Annotated in this window: 9 protein-coding genes; 4 read left to right on the top strand and 5 right to left on the bottom strand. The window is 71.4% G+C overall.

The genetic code is table 11. The annotated features are described in order from the left end of the window. Positions 1 to 44: 44 nt before the first annotated feature. Positions 45 to 1,475, bottom strand: coding sequence for a pyruvate kinase (gene pyk, locus ACFC1R_RS11765; protein WP_375936572.1), 1,431 nt, complete (start codon positions 1,473 to 1,475; stop codon positions 45 to 47). Between the two features lie 977 nt (positions 1,476 to 2,452). Between pyk and ACFC1R_RS11760 the strand changes: the two genes are divergently transcribed. The 4 genes from ACFC1R_RS11760 (at position 2,453) to ACFC1R_RS11745 (ending at position 7,721) form a co-directional block, all read left to right on the top strand. Continuing rightward, positions 2,453 to 4,276 carry a bifunctional metallophosphatase/5'-nucleotidase gene (locus tag ACFC1R_RS11760; RefSeq protein ID WP_375936569.1) on the top strand — a complete coding sequence of 608 codons (1,824 nt, stop codon included), beginning with the start codon at positions 2,453 to 2,455 and terminating at the stop codon, positions 4,274 to 4,276. 135 nt (positions 4,277 to 4,411) lie between these two features. Further along, complete coding sequence (locus tag ACFC1R_RS11755) at positions 4,412 to 5,299, top strand: hypothetical protein (RefSeq protein WP_375936566.1); 888 nt, start codon at positions 4,412 to 4,414, stop codon at positions 5,297 to 5,299. Between the two features lie 48 nt (positions 5,300 to 5,347). Then, positions 5,348 to 5,875: a GNAT family N-acetyltransferase gene (locus tag ACFC1R_RS11750; protein WP_375936563.1), complete on the top strand. Its 528-nt coding sequence runs from the start codon at positions 5,348 to 5,350 to the stop codon at positions 5,873 to 5,875. 64 nt (positions 5,876 to 5,939) lie between these two features. Continuing rightward, positions 5,940 to 7,721: a hypothetical protein gene (locus tag ACFC1R_RS11745; protein WP_375936560.1), complete on the top strand. Its 1,782-nt coding sequence runs from the start codon at positions 5,940 to 5,942 to the stop codon at positions 7,719 to 7,721. 54 nt (positions 7,722 to 7,775) lie between these two features. On the opposite strand, the gene ACFC1R_RS11740 is transcribed toward ACFC1R_RS11745, so the two are convergent. From ACFC1R_RS11740 to gltB, 4 genes are all read right to left on the bottom strand, one after another. Further along, positions 7,776 to 9,353, bottom strand: coding sequence for a purple acid phosphatase family protein (locus ACFC1R_RS11740; protein ID WP_375936557.1), 1,578 nt, complete (start codon positions 9,351 to 9,353; stop codon positions 7,776 to 7,778). A gap of 91 nt (positions 9,354 to 9,444) precedes the next feature. Continuing rightward, positions 9,445 to 10,902: an aldehyde dehydrogenase family protein gene (locus tag ACFC1R_RS11735; RefSeq protein WP_375936554.1), complete on the bottom strand. Its 1,458-nt coding sequence runs from the start codon at positions 10,900 to 10,902 to the stop codon at positions 9,445 to 9,447. A 222-nt stretch (positions 10,903 to 11,124) separates the two neighbouring features. Continuing rightward, complete coding sequence (locus ACFC1R_RS11730; protein WP_375936551.1) at positions 11,125 to 12,585, bottom strand: glutamate synthase subunit beta; 1,461 nt, start codon at positions 12,583 to 12,585, stop codon at positions 11,125 to 11,127. Beyond that, positions 12,578 to 17,173: a glutamate synthase large subunit gene (gene gltB / locus ACFC1R_RS11725; protein WP_375936724.1), complete on the bottom strand. Its 4,596-nt coding sequence runs from the start codon at positions 17,171 to 17,173 to the stop codon at positions 12,578 to 12,580. The genes ACFC1R_RS11730 and gltB overlap by 8 nt, the downstream gene beginning before the upstream one ends. Between the last annotated feature and the right edge of the window lie 254 nt (positions 17,174 to 17,427).

The raw sequence follows: 17,427 nt of genomic DNA, 5'->3' as shown, positions 1-17,427 counted from the left end.
CGCCCCCTTCCGGGGCGGCTGCGCCGTGGTGGCGGCGGCCCGTGTCAGTTGTCGAGTTCGCCGACGTGGTGGACGCGGACGAGGTTGGTGGAGCCGGCGAGGCCGGGGGGTGAGCCGGCGGTGATGACGACGATGTCGCCGCGCTGGCAGCGGCCGAGGCTGAGCAGTTGGGCGTCGACCTGGGCGACCATCTCGTCGGTGGTCTGGACGAAGGGGCCGAGGAAGGTCTCCACGCCCCAGGTGAGGGCGAGTTGGCTGCGGACGGCCGGTTCGTAGGTGAAGGCGAGGACGGGGATGGGCGAGCGGTAGCGGGTGAGGCGCCGGGCGGTGTCGCCGCTCTGGGTGAAGGCGATGAGGTACTTGGCGCCGAGGAAGTCGCCGATCTCGGCGGCGGCGCGGGCGACGGCGCCGCCCTGGGTGCGGGGCTTGCTGCGTTCGGTGAGGGGCGGGAGCCCGGCGGCGAGGATCTCGTCCTCGACGGCTTCGATGATCCGGCCCATGGTCTTGACGGTCTCGACGGGGTACTTGCCGACCGAGGTCTCGCCGGAGAGCATCACCGCGTCCGTGCCGTCGAGGACCGCGTTGGCGACGTCGGAGGCTTCGGCGCGGGTGGGCCGGGAGGCGTGGATCATCGAGTCGAGCATCTGGGTGGCGACGATGACCGGCTTGGCGTTGCGCTTGGCGAGCTTGATGGCGCGCTTCTGGACGATCGGCACCTGCTCCAGCGGCATTTCGACGCCGAGGTCGCCGCGGGCGACCATGATGGCGTCGAAGGCGTCGACGATGGCGTCGAGGTCCTCGACGGCCTGCGGCTTCTCGATCTTGGCGACGACGGGGAGGTAGCGGCCCTCCTCCGCCATCACCCGGTGCACGTCCTCGATGTCGCGGCCGGTGCGGACGAAGGAGAGGGCGATCAGGTCGGCGCCGGTCCGCAGGGCCCAGCGCAGGTCGGCGACGTCCTTGTCGCTGAGTGCGGGCACGGAGACGGCGACTCCGGGCAGGTTGAGGCCCTTGTGGTCGGAGACCAGGCCGCCTTCGATGACGATGCAGTGGACGCGCGGGCCGTCCACGTGGGTGACCTCCAGGCAGACCCGGCCGTCGTCGACCAGGATGCGTTCGCCGCGGGAGACGTCGGCGGCGAGGCCCTTGTAGGTGGTGCCGCAGATCTCGCGGTCACCGATCACCCCGTCCTCGACGGAGATGGTGAACTCGTCGCCGCGTTCGAGGAGTACGGGTCCGTCGGCGAAGGTGTCGAGTCGAATCTTCGGGCCTTGGAGGTCGACCAGGACGCCGATGCTGCGTCCCGATTCGTCGGAGGCTTTGCGGACCCGGCGGTAGCGCTCTTCGTGCTCCAGCTGGGTGCCGTGGCTGAGATTGAGACGGGCGATGTCCATGCCGGCTTCGACCAAGGCCTTGATCTGGTCGTACGAGTCGGCGGCGGGCCCGAGGGTACAGACGATTTTTGCTCGGCGCATGAGTTAAGAGCGTAGGCATTACCGGCGCGTAACAACGACGTTCCGGTGGACTGGGCCATGGCCGTTGGCGAACGATTCGGTTAACTCTTGCAGCCATCTGACGGAACGTGACTTCGACTCCGTCAGGCGGAAGTTGGAGTCGGCGAAAACCGCCGGAATCCGCTCGGGCCGCCCATCGGTGCTGCTCCGTGAACGCCGGTCCACCCCCGGTTCACCGGTCGGCCCGGCCGTGCTCCGGTCGCGGCGGCACCCTCGTGGGGCCCCGGGATCCGGAACGGCCCGGACCCGAGGAGGAGTTGGCGACGGGACGTGCCGGGGGCGTGCCGACGGCGCTGCTGCCGGCTGGGATGGCCTCCGCGCTGCTCCGTGAACAGCCCGGTGCGGAGCGGACGGTGACGGTCGGTGGTCCGATCGGCTCGAAGGAGCTGGACTCCTGCGACCACCGAGCGGCGGCCGACGGACGACGGGGGAGCCGGTGGTGCCCCATCGGGACACCACCGTTTCGAGTGACCGGACGGCCCGTCGGTCCGCCCCCCGGACGGGGACCGGCTCACCCGGCTGCTGCGGGACGACGGGAAGCCGCACGCACTGGAGGCCGAACGGGATCCGGGAACACCGCCACCGCCCGGGTGCGGCGGGGGCGGTGGGGCTCGGACTGCACTTCGCGGATCCGTCCGGGCCGTGGTGGCCGCCGACGGCGTCCGGGCGGTACGGGCGGAGGCGCTGCCGACCCCGCACCAGCCCGGGAGCGGGAGCAGGAACAGCAGCCACCGGGGCAGGGGGCAGGGCAGGCCGCCCGGGTGGCGTCCACCCCGCTTCACCTGGGAGTGTGCCATTTCTCACGTGCTGGACATGTCAGAGGTCTGTTCGAGGGGGGTGTCCACCCGGCAGACTTCTACGCGCGTTTCTCTACGCGCGTTCCACTACGCGCGTCACACCGTAGTTGACGGTCCGTCCGCCCCACGTTGGAGTCGTCCATGCCCCTGAATCGTCGTGACTTCGTCACCCGCTCGGCCGCAACCGCCGCCGGAGCAGCTCTCGTCGGCGGAGTCCCGGTCGCCGCCGCCACCCCGGCCGCGGCGAGCGAGACGTCGGAGGCGGCGGATCTCAAGCGGTCTCCGGTCAAGGAGAGCTTCACCGTGATGGGCACCAGCGACATGCACGGCCGGGTGCTCAACTGGGACTACTTCACCGACGCCGAGTACGACGACGCGGCGCACAACGACGTCGGCCTGGCCAAGATCTCCACCCTGGTCCGGAAGATCCGGGAGCAGAAGGGCCACCACCGGACCCTGCTGATCGACGCGGGCGACATCATCCAGGGCACCCAGCTCTCCTACTACTACGCCCGGGTCGAGCCGATCACCGGCAAGAACCCGCCGAAGCACCCGATGGCCGAGGCGATGAACGCGATCGGCTACGACGCCGCCGCGCTCGGCAACCACGAGTTCAACTACGGCATCCCCACCGTCCGGGCCTTCGAGGAGCAGCTGGAGTTCCCGCTGCTCGGCGCGAACGCCCTGCACGCCAAGAACGAGAAGCCCGCCTTCCCGCCGTACGTCATCCGGGAGCTGTACCTGGGCCGTGGCCGCCCGCTGAAGGTCGGCATCCTGGGCCTGACCAACCCCGGCATCGCGATCTGGGACAAGGCCAACGTCTCGGGGCAGATGGTCTTCCCGGGGATCGTGGAGATGGCGAAGAAGTACGTGCCGCGGATGAAGGCGGCGGGCGCCGACGTGGTGGTCGTCGCCGCGCACTCCGGCATCGACGAGCCGACCACCTACGGCGACCAGCTGCCCTGGCCGGAGGACGCCTCCGGGGAGATGGCCGAGACCGTGCCGGGGATCGACGCGGTGCTGGTGGGCCACACCCACAAGGAGGTGGCGCAGCGGCTGATCGTCAACAAGAAGACCGGGAAGACGGTGGTGCTCTCCGAGCCGCTCTGCTGGGCACAGCGGCTGTCCTGCTTCGACTTCGAGGTGGAGTTCAGCAACGGCCAGTGGCACGTCACTTCGGTGAGCTCGCGGGTGCTGAACTCGAACACGGTGCCGGAGGACCCGAAGATCGTCAAGCTGATCAACACCCAGCACAAGAAGGTGGTGGCGTACGTCAACCAGACGATCGGCACCTGCAAGACCGACCTGTCCATCGCCGAGGCCCGGTTCAAGGACGTGCCGATCATCGACCTGATCGGCCGGGTGCAGGCGGACACCGTGAAGGCGGCGCTGGCCAAGACCTCGTACGCCGCCCTGCCGGTGCTGGCCCAGGCCGCGCCGTTCAACCGGACCGCGCACATCCCGGCGGGCACGGTCAAGCTGCGCGACGCGGCGGGTCTGTACATCTACGAGAACACCCTGGAGGCCCGGATCCTGACGGGTGCCCAGATCAAGGACTACCTGGAGTTCTCGGCGCGGTACTTCGCCCAGCTGGCCCCCGGTGACCCGGTCAACCTGGACACCCTCACCAACCAGCAGAACACGCCGGACTACAACTACGACTCGGTGTACGGCGTCTCGTACGACATCGACATCAGCAAGCCGGTCGGCTCGCGGATCGTGAACCTCTCGTACGGCGGCAAGCCGGTCGACCCGGCGGCGCAGTTCGTGCTGGCGGTGAACAACTACCGGGCGAACGGCGGCGGCAACTTCCCGCACGTCGCCGCGGCCAAGCAGGTCTGGACGAGCTCGGACGAGATCCGCAACACGATGATCTCGTGGGTGAAGGCGAAGGGTGTGATCGACCCGGCGGAGTTCGCGGCGGTGGACTGGCGTCTGGTGCGCGCGGGCGTCCCGCTGTTCTGAGGTCGCACCTTCCCGGGCCCGTCGGCGGCGTCCGGACCCACGTGACGGTGGGTCCGGGCGCCGTCGGCGGAACCGGCCGGCCGCCCGGGGCGTCCCAGGGCCGCCGACCTGCCGTCCACGCCCGGGAGCACACCCGTGTCCAGGAGATCCATCCGCACCGTCCTGCTGCTCGCCGCCCTCGTCCTGCCGGCCGGCTGCGGCGCCACCGCGCCGGTCCCGGCCCCGGCGGCGCTCGGCCCGGCGCGGCTGCGGGCCGCCGAGGTGGCCCGCGCCTGGCCGGGATCGGCCCTCGAACGGGCCTGGCGCGACGGGTACTACCCGCTGGCCGTCCCGCCGGAGTGGCTGCCGGAGGACGCCTTCCACAGCGGCGACGACAAGTTCGCCTACTGGAGCGGCCGGCTGGAGCTCCGGACGCCGTTGCCGGCCTCCGGCCCGGACGCCGAGGTGGTGTGGCGGGACGGCGCGCGCCTGACCCTGCCGCTGCTGCCCGCCGGCCGGGTCCTGGCCGGTCTGACCGAGGGCAGGCCGCCGTGCCAGGACCACTGCACCCCGCTGTCGGTGACGGCCGTCAGGGCGGGTACCCGGCAGGTGGACACCAGCCGGGGCCCGGCGACCATCCCCGTCTGGGAGTTCGGCGTGGCCGGCTACACCGACCCGTTCAGCTATCCGGCGGTGCTCCCCCGGCCGCCGCTCACCGCCTGGGGCGAACCGCGGCCGCGGCCGTTCGCGGAGCAGTCCGCGAGCTGGAGCGGCACCTCGCCGGACGGGCTGACGCTGACCGGCACCGTGACCCTCGGGGGCTGCGACCGGCCGCTCCCGGGCGAGGTGTACGAGACCGACCGGGCCGTCGTACTGATCGCCCGCCGTGACAGCGGTGCGGAACCCGCCGCCGTGTGCCCGGCGTCGGCGACGGCCGGCACCGAGACGTTCCGCCTCGGCCGCCCGCTGGGCACCCGCGTGGTGCTCGACCTGTCGACCGGGGAGCCGCAGGCCGGCGGGCGGCCGGCGGGCGCGGCTGGCTAGGCTGAGGATCCGTCACTTCCGCTCCGGGAAGCCCGGGAGGCTCCGCCGATGTCCACCGACCTCACCACCGTGCTCACCACCGACCGCCTGGTCGTACGCCGGTGGCGGGCCGGGGACCGGGAACGCGCCTTCGACCTGTACTCCCGTACCGAGGTGACCCGTTGGCTCGGCCGCAGCCGCACGCTGGAGCAGCTCGCGGAGGCGGACGCCCTGATCGAGCGGTTCCGGAGCCGCTCGGCCGGTCCCCGGTACGGGGTCTGGGCGGTCGAGCGGCGGGACACCGGCGTGGTGGCGGGTTCGGTCCTGCTCGTACCGATCCCGGACGGGGCCGGCGAGGTGGAGGTCGGCTGGCACTTCCACCCGGACTCCTGGGGCCACGGCTTCGCCACCGAGGCGGCCGGCGCGGCGGTGGCGAAGGGCTTCGCCGACGGGCTGTCCGAGGTCCACGCGGTGACCCATCCGGACAACCGTCCCTCCCAGGCGGTCTGCCGCCGCCTCGGCATGACCGCGCTGGGCCGCACCGACCGCTGGTACGGCACCGAGCTGACGGCCTTCCGGCTCACCGCCCCGCACTGACCCGGCCGCCCGCCATCAGGCGAAGGCGCCCCACCGGCACCCGGCGTGCGGCAGGATGACCGCCATGCGCCGTACGCCTGTTCTCGAAAGTTCCCCGATACCCGGCCGGCTCGGCAGGCTCACCGCGACCGAACGCCGGCTCTGGCAGGCCTTCCCGCACGGCGAGCTGGTCGATCTGCGCAGCGGCGACGCCGACGCCGACCTCCCGGCGGGCGCGGAGCACTGGCCGGCCGACCGGGCGGTCCGCGGTGCGGTGATCGCCGCGCTGCTGCTGGGCGCCTGCCCGTCGGCGGCCGGCGCGGTGGCGGCGGTGCGGCTCGTGGGGGCACGGATCACCGGCGGGCTGTTCTTCGACCACGGGCAGGTCGCTCCGCTGCTCCTGCTCCGGGGCTGCCGGTTCGACGGGCCGGTGGTCCTCGACGGTGCGGTCACCGAGTCGATCGACCTGAGCGGCTCCCGGCTCACCACGCTCAGTGCGCGCGGCGCACAAGTGCGCGGGACCCTGGATCTCAGCAACACCGTCATCACCGGCCCGGTCGGCAGCAGCGGCGCGGGCGAGGACGGGGAGGCGGGCGGCACCGGGCAGGCGGACGGGGAGGACGAGCGCACCGTCCTCGCCGACGGCATCCGCATCGAAGGCAGCCTGCTCGCCGAGAGGGCCGAGGTGAAGGGCTCGTTCAGCCTGATCAACGCCCAGATCGAGGGCCGGGTGAACCTCATCGACGCGCAACTGCTCAACCCGGGGGGCGGAGCCGAGTCACTCAACGCCGGCGGTATGCGGATCGGGCGCAGTCTGCTCGCCCAGCGGCTGAGGACACAGGGGTCGCTGCGGCTGCCCGGTGCGCAGATCGGCAGTTCGCTGTACCTGACCGGCGCCCGGCTGGACGGCTGCGGCCGCTCCGCACTGCACGGCGACTCGCTCACCGTGGCCAGCTACTCCTTCTTCGGGCCGCACCGGACCGAACAGGGTGACCAGCCCTTCACGGCCGCCGGCACGGTGCGCCTGCCGGGCGCGAAGTTCGGCAGCGGACTGACCTTCAACGGCGCCAGGCTCACCGCGACCGCCGGCGAACCGGCCCTGCAGGCCAAGTGGTTGCAGGTCGCGGGCAGCCTCCACCTGGGCAAGGGCTTCCACACCGACGGCGAGATCCGGTTGACGGGCGCCCGCATCAGCGGCCACCTCGACCTGGTCGGGATGGCGAGCCCCGGTGCCCTGCTCGCCCTCTACGCGGCGACGGCCGCCGGTGGCGTCAACGACCGGCCCGAAGCCTGGCCCGGCCGGTTGAACCTGGACGGCTTCAGCTACGGCCCGTTCAGCGAGTACGCCGACGCCACCGTCCGTCTGGACATGATCCGGCGCCAGGTCCGCCGGTCCGACCAGAGCCGGACCGGCGGCTTCCGCGCCCAGCCGTACGAGCAGCTGGCCGCCTACTACCGCTCGCTCGGCAACGACGGCGAGGCCAGGACCGTCCTGCTGGCCAGGCAGCGCGCCCTGCGTGCCGAACTCCCCCGGCTGCGCCGCGTCCCCGGCCACCTGCTCGACCTGCTGGTCGGCTACGGCTACCGACCGCTGCGCGCGTTCGGCTGGGCGATCGCCCTGCTGGTGGTGAGCAGCGGGTACTTCAGCCGGGTGCACCCGCAGCGGGTCAGCCCCGACAACACCTCGACCTTCAACCCGGTGCTCTACTCCGCCGACCACCTGATCCCGGTCGTCCGCTTCGGCCAGTCCGACAACTGGCAGTACCACGGCCTGCCCGCCGCGATCACCGTCGTCCTGACCGTCCTGGGCTGGACCCTGGGCATCGCGATCGCCGCGGCGGTCACCCGGACCTTCAACCGCAACTGAGACCGGCCGGCGGTCGGGGCCCCGACCCGTGTGCCGGTCGGTCCGAGGGTCCGGCTACGGCCGCCGGCCGGTCCGCGACCCGCGCGGGCGGGTGAGCCTGAAGCGGTCGACGGGGAGCAGGTCGCCGTAGGGGCCGGTGACCGCGTAGTAGGTGACGGCGATCGAGGTGTGGCCGCCGCGGGTTCCCGGGTCGACCTCGAAGGCGGCGAAGCCGTAGGAGTGGTCGGCATCGCGGAAGGCGGACCAGGGGGCGTCCTCGATCACGTAGTTCGGCGGACGCTTCCCGGTGGCGGGGTCCACCGGGCCGACCCCGGTGATCACCCGGCAGCGGGCGGGGCTGTAGAGCAGCTGGTTGGAGGGCGCCGAGGTGCCGCCGCCGCCGATCACCATGTGGACGGTGCCCTTGGTGGTGTCGATCACCTCGGTGTCGGTGGCGACCGGGACGGGAGTGCGGGTGTCGGTGGGCTGCTGGCCCCGGATCGGGTGGGAGCGCTCGTAGTGGTGCTCGTGGCCGCAGACCACCAGGTCCACCCCGTACCTGTCGAACAGCGGCACCCAGGTCTCGCGGATCCCGAGGTCCGCGCCGTTGAACTTGTCGGCCGTGGAGATCACCACCTGGTGCATGCAGACCACGATCCAGTCGATCTCCGGGTCGGCGTCGGCCGCCGCCAGCTGGGCTTCCAGCCAGCGCTGCTGGGCTCCGCCGGAGTAGCCGTGCACGTAGGAGTTCCCGGCGTCCTGGTAGGCCACGTCGTCGTTGTTGAGGCTGATCACCCGCACCGAGCCGGCTGTGAACGCGTACCACAGGCCGCGCAGTTGCTCGTCCGCCCCGGTCTCGGGGAGGCTGAAGTAGGCCTGGTACGCGCCGTAGCCCACGGGCCCGTTGCCGAGCTCGTTCTCGTGGTTGCCGGCGGCGGGCATCCACGGACGGTGCCGGGCGGAACGGGAGTTGTTCTCGAACCAGTCCGACCAGGTGCGGACCCGGTCGGTGGCGAGGTTGGCGTAGCAGAGGTCGCCGTTGACCAGGTGGAACAGCGGTGCGATGCGTTCGACCCCGGCCGTGGTGTCGCCGGCCGCCGGGCTGCCGAGGTTGTCGTTCACCCATCCGTTCGCGGTCTGCCGGCCCAGCGTGGGTGTGCCCTGGTCGCCGAAGCTGGTGAAGGTGAAGGCGCCCCGGCCGCGCGGCGCGGTCCGTACGGTGCCCAACTCCGGTGCCGCGCCGTCGTGCAGGGCGGCGTAGACGTAGTCGGTGTCCGGCTGCAGGCCGCCGATCCTGACGTGGTGGACCTGCACCTCGGTGCCCGACTTGGCGTCCCGGTAGGTGGTGGTCTGCGCCTGCTGGGTGCGGCCGAAGCCGCCGTGGGCCGTCCCGTACGTCACCCGGGGGCGTGCGACCGCGGTGGTGGTGTGCCAGGAGACGACCACCTCGCGGGAGGCGTCCGCACCGAACTGCAGATGCAGTCCGCCGACCCGGGGGGCACCCAGCCGTCCCGGGCGCGACCACAGCAGCGGGCCCGGTGCGGCGGGTGCCGCCACGGCCGTCCCGCCGCCCGGCGCGACCGCGCCGCCGAGGCCGATCCCGGTCGCTCCTGCCAGAAGACCACGCCGGCTGACACTGTTCACAGGGCTCATGGACCGTCAGCCTGCCGCCCGGAGGTGAACGGTGCCGGAGCGGCAACGTGAACAGCTCCGGCACACTCGCCCGGCCGGCCGGCGGATCCGGTCAGAACGGGAAGCGGCTCCGCTCGTGCTGGATGGAGATCCACTTCAGCGTGGTGAAGGCCTCGACCGTGGCCTCGCCGTTCAGCCGTCCCACACCCGAGCTCTTCTCGCCTCCGAACGGGACGATGGCCTCGTCGTGGATGGTCCCGTCATTGATGTGGATCATGCCGGTCTCGATCCGCTTGGCCAGCCGGACCCCGCGCTCGACGTCTCCGGTGTGCACCGCCCCGCTCAGACCGAAGGGCGTGTCGTTGGCGATCCGTACCGCCTCGTCCTCGCCGTCGAAGGGCACCAGCACGACGACCGGGCCGAACAGCTCCCGGCGCAGGATCTCCGACTCGGCCGGGACGTCGGTGAGCACCACCGGCTCCATCAGCGTGCCCACGGTGGCACCCCGCAACAGCACGGTCGCGCCCTCCGCCACGGCCTGGTCCACCTGTGCGCAGACGGCCTCCGCCTGGGCGCTGTTGATCAGCGGGCCGAGCTGGGTGGCCGGGTCCTGGGGGTCGCCGACCTTCAGGGTGCGGACCTTGGCGACGAACCGCTCGGTGAACTCGGCCGCCACGCTGCGGTCGACCAGCACCCGGTTGGCCGCCATGCAGACCTGCCCCTGGTGGGCGAACCGGCTGAACACCGCGGCGTCCACGGCGTAGTCGAGGTCGGCGTCGTCCAGCACGATCAGGGCGCTGTTGCCGCCGAGTTCCAGGACCGTCCGCTTGAAGTGGCCCGCGGCCACCCGGGCGACGTGCCGGCCGACCTGGTCCGAGCCGGTGAAGGCGATGACCTTGGGCACGGGGTGCTCCAGGAAGGCGTCGCCGATCTCCGCGATGTCGGTCAGCAGCACGTTCAGCAGACCGGCCGGCAGACCGGCCTCCTCGAAGATCCTCGCCAGCAGGGTGCCGCCGGTGACCGGGGCCTCCTGGTGCGGCTTGAGGACCACGGCGTTGCCGAGCGCCAGCGCGGGCGCGACCGCCTTGAGCGAGAGGAACAGCGGGAAGTTGAACGGGCTGATCACCCCGACCACGCCGACCGGCAGCCGGTAGAGCCGGTTCTCCTTGCCGTCCACCGGCGACGGCAGGATCCGGCCCTCCGCCCGCAGCGACAGCTGCATGCACTCGCGGAGCATGTCCTTGGAGAGCGACAGCTCGAAGGCCGCCTTGAGCCGGGTGCCGCCGAGCTCGGCGATGATCGCGTCGGTGATCTCCTGCTCGCGCTCCTCGATGATCCGCAGCACCCGCTCGAAGACCAGCCGCCTGCTGTACGGGTTGCGCCGGCCCCACTCCTTCTGCGCCCGCTCCGCGGCCCGGTACGCCTGGTCGACCTCCGCCACCGTCGCCACGGTGAAGGTGGCCAGCTTCTCGCCGTTGTAGGGGTTCAGATCGACGATGTCCCACGCACCGCTACCGGCCTGCCACCGACCGTCGATGTACTGCCGCGACAGTTCAGAGAAGTAGGACATCCGATCCCCTTTCAACACCAAATCTGACCGATCGTCATACTACTGTCGGGTCAACTTCCTTGGCGGGGAAAGCGCGACGGAGCCGGGCACGGCAACGGCGCCTGCCCCCAACTGGTCGGGGAGAGGGCAGGCGCCGTCTTGACCGCAATGCCCGGCGGCTCTGGCGGGCGGGCGGGTGGTGCAGCCGGGCGGGCAGTTGCCCGGCGGTTCTTGCGAGGGTTGTCAGACCACCAGGGGGCGGTCGGTCGGACGGATCGGAGCGGGCAGCGGAGTCTTGCCACCCAGGTACTTGTCCACCGCGGCGGCCGCAGAGCGACCCTCGGCGATGGCCCAGACGATCAGTGACTGGCCGCGACCGGCGTCACCGCAGACGTACACACCGTCCACATTGGTGCCGAACTTCCCATCACGGGCGATATTACCTCGTGCGTCCAGCTCGACGCCCAGCTGCCCGACCAGACCGTTCTGCACGTCCGTCCCGGTGAAGCCCATGGCCAGGGTGACCAGCTGCGCCGGCAGGGAGCGCTCGGTGCCGGGGACGGGCTCGAACCGGCCGTCCTTGAACTCGACCTCGACCAGGTGGAGTTCGGCGACGTTGCCGTCCTCGTCGCCGGTGAAGTGGGTGGTGTTGACCGCGTACACGCGCTCGCCGCCCTCCTCGTGGGCGGAGGTGACCTTGTAGGTCATCGGCATGGTCGGCCACGGCTGGTGGCCGGGGCGCTCGTCGCCCGGCCGCGGCATGATCTCCAGCTGGGTGACCGAGGCCGCGCCCTGGCGCAGCGCGGTGCCGAGGCAGTCGGCCCCGGTGTCGCCGCCGCCGATGACGATGACGTGCTTGCCCTTGGCGCTGACCGGGGAGTCGACGAAGTCGCCCTCCTGGACCTTGTTGGCCAGCGGCAGGTACTCCATCGCCTGGTGGATGCCCTTCAACTCCCGTCCGGGGACGGGCAGATCACGGGCAGTGGTGGCACCGGCGGCGACCACCACCGCGTCGAAGCGCTCACGCAGTTGCTGGCCGGTGATGTCCTCGCCGACGTGCACGCCGGTCCGGAACCGGGTGCCCTCCGCGCGCATCTGCTCGATCCGGCGGTTGATGTGGCGCTTCTCCATCTTGAACTCGGGGATGCCGTAGCGCAGCAGGCCGCCGATCCGGTCGGCGCGCTCGTAGACCACCACGGTGTGCCCGGCCCGGGTCAGCTGCTGGGCGGCGGCCAGCCCGGCGGGGCCGGAGCCCACCACCGCGACCGTCTTGCCGGACAGCCGCTCGGGGATCTGCGCGGTGACGCCGCCCCGGTCCCAGGCCTTGTCGATGATGGTGACCTCGACGTTCTTGATGGTCACCGCGTCCTGGTTGATCCCCAGCACGCACGCCGACTCGCACGGAGCCGGGCACAGCCTGCCGGTGAACTCCGGGAAGTTGTTGGTGGCGTGCAGCCGCTCGATCGCGCCCGTCCAGTCGTCCCGGTAGGCGAGGTCGTTCCACTCGGGGACGAGGTTCCCGAGCGGGCACCCGTTGTGGCAGAACGGGATGCCGCAGTCCATGCAGCGGCCGGCCTGCTTGGTGATGATCGGTAGCAGGCTGCGCTCGACGTAGACCTCGTTCCAGTCCCGCAGTCGCACGTCCACGGGCCGGCGTTCGGCCAGCTGCTTGCCGGTGGTCAGGAAGCCCTTGGGGTCAGCCATTCGCCGCCTCCATCATCTTGCGAGTGGTCTCGGACTCGGGGAGTCCATCGCGCTCAGCGGCGTCCTTGGCGGCGAGCACAGCCTTGTAGTCGGTCGGCATGATCTTGGAGAAGCGGGAGACCCCGCTGCCCCAGTCGGCCAGGAGCTCGGCGGCGACGGTGGAGCCGGTCTCCTCGTAGTGCTGCTGCACGGTCTCGCGCAGCCAGTCCCGGTCCTTGGCGTCCGGGGCCTCGATGCCGACCATACCGCCGTTGACGTTGGCCGGGCGGAGGTCCAGGACGTAGGCGATACCGCCGGACATCCCCGCAGCCAGGTTGCGGCCGGTCTCACCGAGGATGAGCACCCGGCCACCGGTCATGTACTCCAGGCCGTGGTCGCCCACGCCCTCGACCACCAGGGTCGCACCCGAGTTGCGGACCGCGAAACGCTCGCCGGCCTTGCCGCGCAGGTGGATCCGGCCGCCGGTGGCGCCGTACCCGATGGTGTTGCCGGCGATCACGTGGTTCTGGGCGTCGTTGCCGATGGCGGCGGCCTCGCGCGCCGGGCGGACGACCACCACACCGCCGGAGAGGCCCTTGCCGACGTAGTCGTTGGCGTCGCCCTCCAGCCGCAGCGTGACACCGCGCGGGACGAACGCGCCGAAGGACTGGCCGGCCGAGCCGGTGAAGGTGACGTCGATCGTCCCCTCCGGCAGGCCCTCGCCCCGGTACCGCTTGGTCACCTGGTGGCCGAGCATGGTGCCGACCGTCCGGTTGACGTTGCGGATCGGCAGCTGGATCCGGACCGCGTCGCCGCGCTCCAGGGCGTCCTCGGCCAGCTCGATCAGCTGGTTGTCCAGGGCCTTGTCGAGCCCGTGGTCCTGCTCGGTGGTGCGGTGCAGCGCGGAGCCCTCGGGCAGCTCGGGGACGTGGAAGAGCGGGGCCAGGTCGAGCCCGGCGGCCTTCCAGTGGTCGACCGCGGCGGCCGCGTCGATGTGCTCGGCGTGGCCGATGGCCTCCTCGATCGAGCGGAAGCCCAGCTCGGCGAGGAGCTCGCGGACCTCCTCGGCGATGAACTCGAAGAAGTTGACCACGAACTCGGGCTTGCCGGAGAAGCGCTCGCGCAGCACCGGGTTCTGGGTGGCCACCCCGACCGGGCAGGTGTCCAGGTGGCAGACCCGCATCATGATGCAGCCGGAGACCACCAGCGGTGCGGTCGCGAAGCCGAACTCCTCGGCACCGAGCAGCGCGGCGATCACCACGTCGCGGCCGGTCTTCAGCTGGCCGTCGGTCTGCACCACGATCCGGTCGCGCAGGCCGTTGAGCAGCAGGGTCTGCTGGGTCTCGGCGAGGCCGAGCTCCCAGGGGCCGCCCGCGTGCTTCAGCGAGGTCAGCGGCGAGGCGCCGGTACCGCCGTCGTGGCCGGAGATCAGCACCACGTCCGCGTGCGCCTTGCTGACACCCGCCGCGACCGTGCCGACACCGACCTCGGAGACCAGCTTCACGTGGATGCGGGCCGCCGGGTTGGCGTTCTTGAGGTCGTGGATCAGCTGGGCCAGGTCCTCGATGGAGTAGATGTCGTGGTGCGGCGGCGGGGAGATCAGGCCGACGCCCGGGGTGGAGTGCCGGGTGCCGGCGATCCACGGGTAGACCTTGTGGCCGGGCAGCTGGCCGCCCTCGCCGGGCTTGGCGCCCTGGGCCATCTTGATCTGGATGTCGTCCGCGTTGACCAGGTACTCGCTGGTGACGCCGAACCGGCCGGAGGCGACCTGCTTGATCGCCGAGCGGCGCTCCGGGTCGTACAGGCGGTCCGGGTCCTCGCCGCCCTCACCGGTGTTGGACTTGCCGCCGAGGCGGTTCATCGCGATCGCCAGCGTCTCGTGCGCCTCGCGCGAGATGGAGCCGTACGACATGGCGCCGGTGGAGAAGCGCTTGACGATCTCGGAGACCGGCTCGACCTCGTCGACCGGGATCGGCTCCCGGCCGCGCGCGTCCAGCTCGAACAGGCCGCGCAGGGTCATCAGCCGGGCCGACTGCTCGTTCACCCGGTCGGTGTACTGCTTGAAGATGTCGTACCGGCGCGAGCGGGTGGAGTGCTGGAGCCGGAAGACGGTGTCCGGGTCGAACAGGTGCGGCTCGCCCTCGCGGCGCCACTGGTACTCGCCGCCGATCTCCAGCGCGCGGTGCGCGGCCGAGATCCCCGAGGCCGGGTACGCCTTGGCGTGGCGGGCGGCCACCTCCCTGGCGACCTCGTCCAGGCCGATGCCGCCGAGCTTGCTGGTGGTGCCCGCGAAGTAGCCGTCCACCAGCTCGTGCGAGAGGCCGATCGCCTCGAAGACCTGGGCGCCGCGGTACGAGGCCACGGTGGAGATGCCCATCTTGGACATCACCTTGAGCACGCCCTTGCCGAGCGCCTTGATCAGGTTCTTGATGGCCTTCTCGGGCTCCAGGCCCTCGATGAAGACGCCCTGCGTGACCAGGTCCTCGACGGACTCCATGGCCAGGTACGGGTTGACCGCGCCGGCGCCGTAGCCGACCAGCAGCGCGACGTGGTGCACCTCGCGGACGTCACCGGCCTCGACGATCAGCGAGACCTGGGTGCGCTGCTTGGTGCGGATCAGGTGGTGGTGGATGGCCGAGGTGAGCAGCAGCGAGGGGATCGGCGCGTGCTCGGCGTCGGAGTGCCGGTCGGAGAGGACGACGATCCGGGCCCCGTCGGCGATCGCGGCGTCCGCCTCGGCGGCGATCTCGGTGAGCCGGGCGGCCAGGCTCGCGCCGCCGCCGCCGACCTTGTACAGGCCCGACAGCGTGACGGCCTTCAGGCCCGGCTGGTCGCCGTCCGCGTTGATGTGGATGAGCTTGGCCAGCTCGTCGTTGTCGATCACCGGGAAGGTGATGCCCACCGAGCGGCAGGAGGCGGCCTCGGCCGTGAGCAGGTTGCCCTCGGGGCCGAGGTTGCTCAGCAGTGAGGTGACCAACTCCTCGCGGATGGCGTCCAGCGGCGGGTTGGTGACCTGCGCGAAGAGCTGCACGAAGTAGTCGAACAGCAGGCGCGGCTTCTCGGAGAGCGCGGCGATCGGCGAGTCGGTGCCCATCGAGCCGAGTGCCTCGGCGCCGGTCCTGGCCATCGGCGCGAGGATGACCCGCAGCTCCTCCTCGGTGTACCCGAAGGTCTGCTGGCGGCGCGTGACCGAGGCGTGGGTGTGGTGGATGTGCTCGCGCTCGGGCAGCTTGGCGAGCTGGATCTGCCCGGCGGCGACCCAGTCCTCGTAGGGGTGCTCGGCGGCCAGCGCGGACTTGATCTCCTCGTCCTCGACGATGCGGCCCTGGGCCGTGTCGATGAGGAACATCCGGCCGGGCTGCAGGCGGCCCTTCCTGACCACCTTCTCCGGGGCGATCTCCAGCACGCCGACCTCGGAGGAGAGCACGACCAGGCCGTCCTCGGTGACCCAGTAGCGGGCGGGACGCAGGCCGTTGCGGTCCAGCACGGCGCCGATCTGGGTGCCGTCGGTGAAGGTGACGCAGGCCGGGCCGTCCCAGGGCTCCATCAGGTTGGAGTGGTACTGGTAGAAGGCGCGCCGGGCCGGGTCCATGGTGGCGTGGTTCTCCCACGCCTCCGGGATCATCATCAGCACCGAGTGCGGCAGCGAACGGCCGCCGAGGTGCAGCAGCTCCAGGACCTCGTCGAAGGAGGCCGAGTCGGAGTGGTCCGGGGTGCAGATCGGGAAGATCCGCCGCAGGTCTCCGGGGATGAGCCCGGTGGCGAGCTGGGACTCGCGGGCGGTCATCCAGTTCCGGTTGCCCTTGACCGTGTTGATCTCGCCGTTGTGCGCGACGAAGCGGTACGGGTGGGCGAGCGGCCAGCTCGGGAAGGTGTTGGTGGAGAAGCGCGAGTGCACCAGGCCGACCGCGGAGGCGTACAGCCGGTCCGAGAGGTCGGGGAAGAAGGGCTCCAGCTGGCCGGTGGTCAGCATGCCCTTGTAGACGATCGTCCGCGCCGACAGCGACGGGAGGTAGACCCCGGCCTCGCGCTCGGCGCGCTTGCGGACCACGAAGGCGACCCGGTCCAGCTCGATGCCGGCCTTCCCGGCCTGCTCACCCGGCGCCGGAGCGAGGAAGAGCTGGCGGAAGCGGGGCATCACCGAGCGGGCGGTGGCGCCGAGCAGCCCGGGGGCGGTCGGGACCTCGCGCCAGCCCAGGACGGCCAGGCCCTCCTCGGCGGCGATCGCCTCGATGCGGGCGACGGCGGCGGCGTCCGCCGTGTCCTCGTCCGGCAGGAAGGCGATGCCCACGGCGTACGAACCGGCGGCGGGAAGCTCGAAGGAGACCTTGGAGCGCAGGAAGGCGTCCGGGACCTGGGTCAGGATGCCCGCGCCGTCACCGGAGTCCGGCTCGGCGCCGGTGGCACCCCGGTGCTCCAGGTTGCGCAGGACGGTCAGCGCCTGCTCGACGATCGTGTGGTCGGCGATGCCGGTCAGCGTGGCCACGAAACCGACGCCGCAGGCGTCGTGCTCGTTGCGCGGGTCGTACAGACCCTGGGCTGTGGGGCGCGCATCCGGAACGAGCGCATACGGGCGGCTGGCCTGCGCAGGCTCGTTGGCGGAGTGCATGGATGCAGACAGCATCGGCTCTCCCGTCGTCGTCATTGGCAAGGTGCTCAGTGCAATAGGGACGACGTTGGCCCTGATGCGATTTCGTGCAGGTTACATAATGCCGAGGATCCCGAGAAGTGGAATATCGCGTCCACATCGCGGACAGAGGGCCCAGTTCAGCGGGGTTTTCCGCCGGGGGACCGGAGCGGGGAGAGACGAACGCCCGTCCGCACGCTGCCACCAGTGTGCCCCCGGACACCCGCCCCGAAACA

It is taken from the genome of Kitasatospora sp. NPDC056138 (genome assembly GCF_042264695.1).
Taxonomy (GTDB): Bacteria; Actinomycetota; Actinomycetes; order Streptomycetales; family Streptomycetaceae; genus Kitasatospora.
Note: the sequence above shows the minus strand (reverse complement) of the source record. Positions and strands in the feature narration are given on the sequence as shown.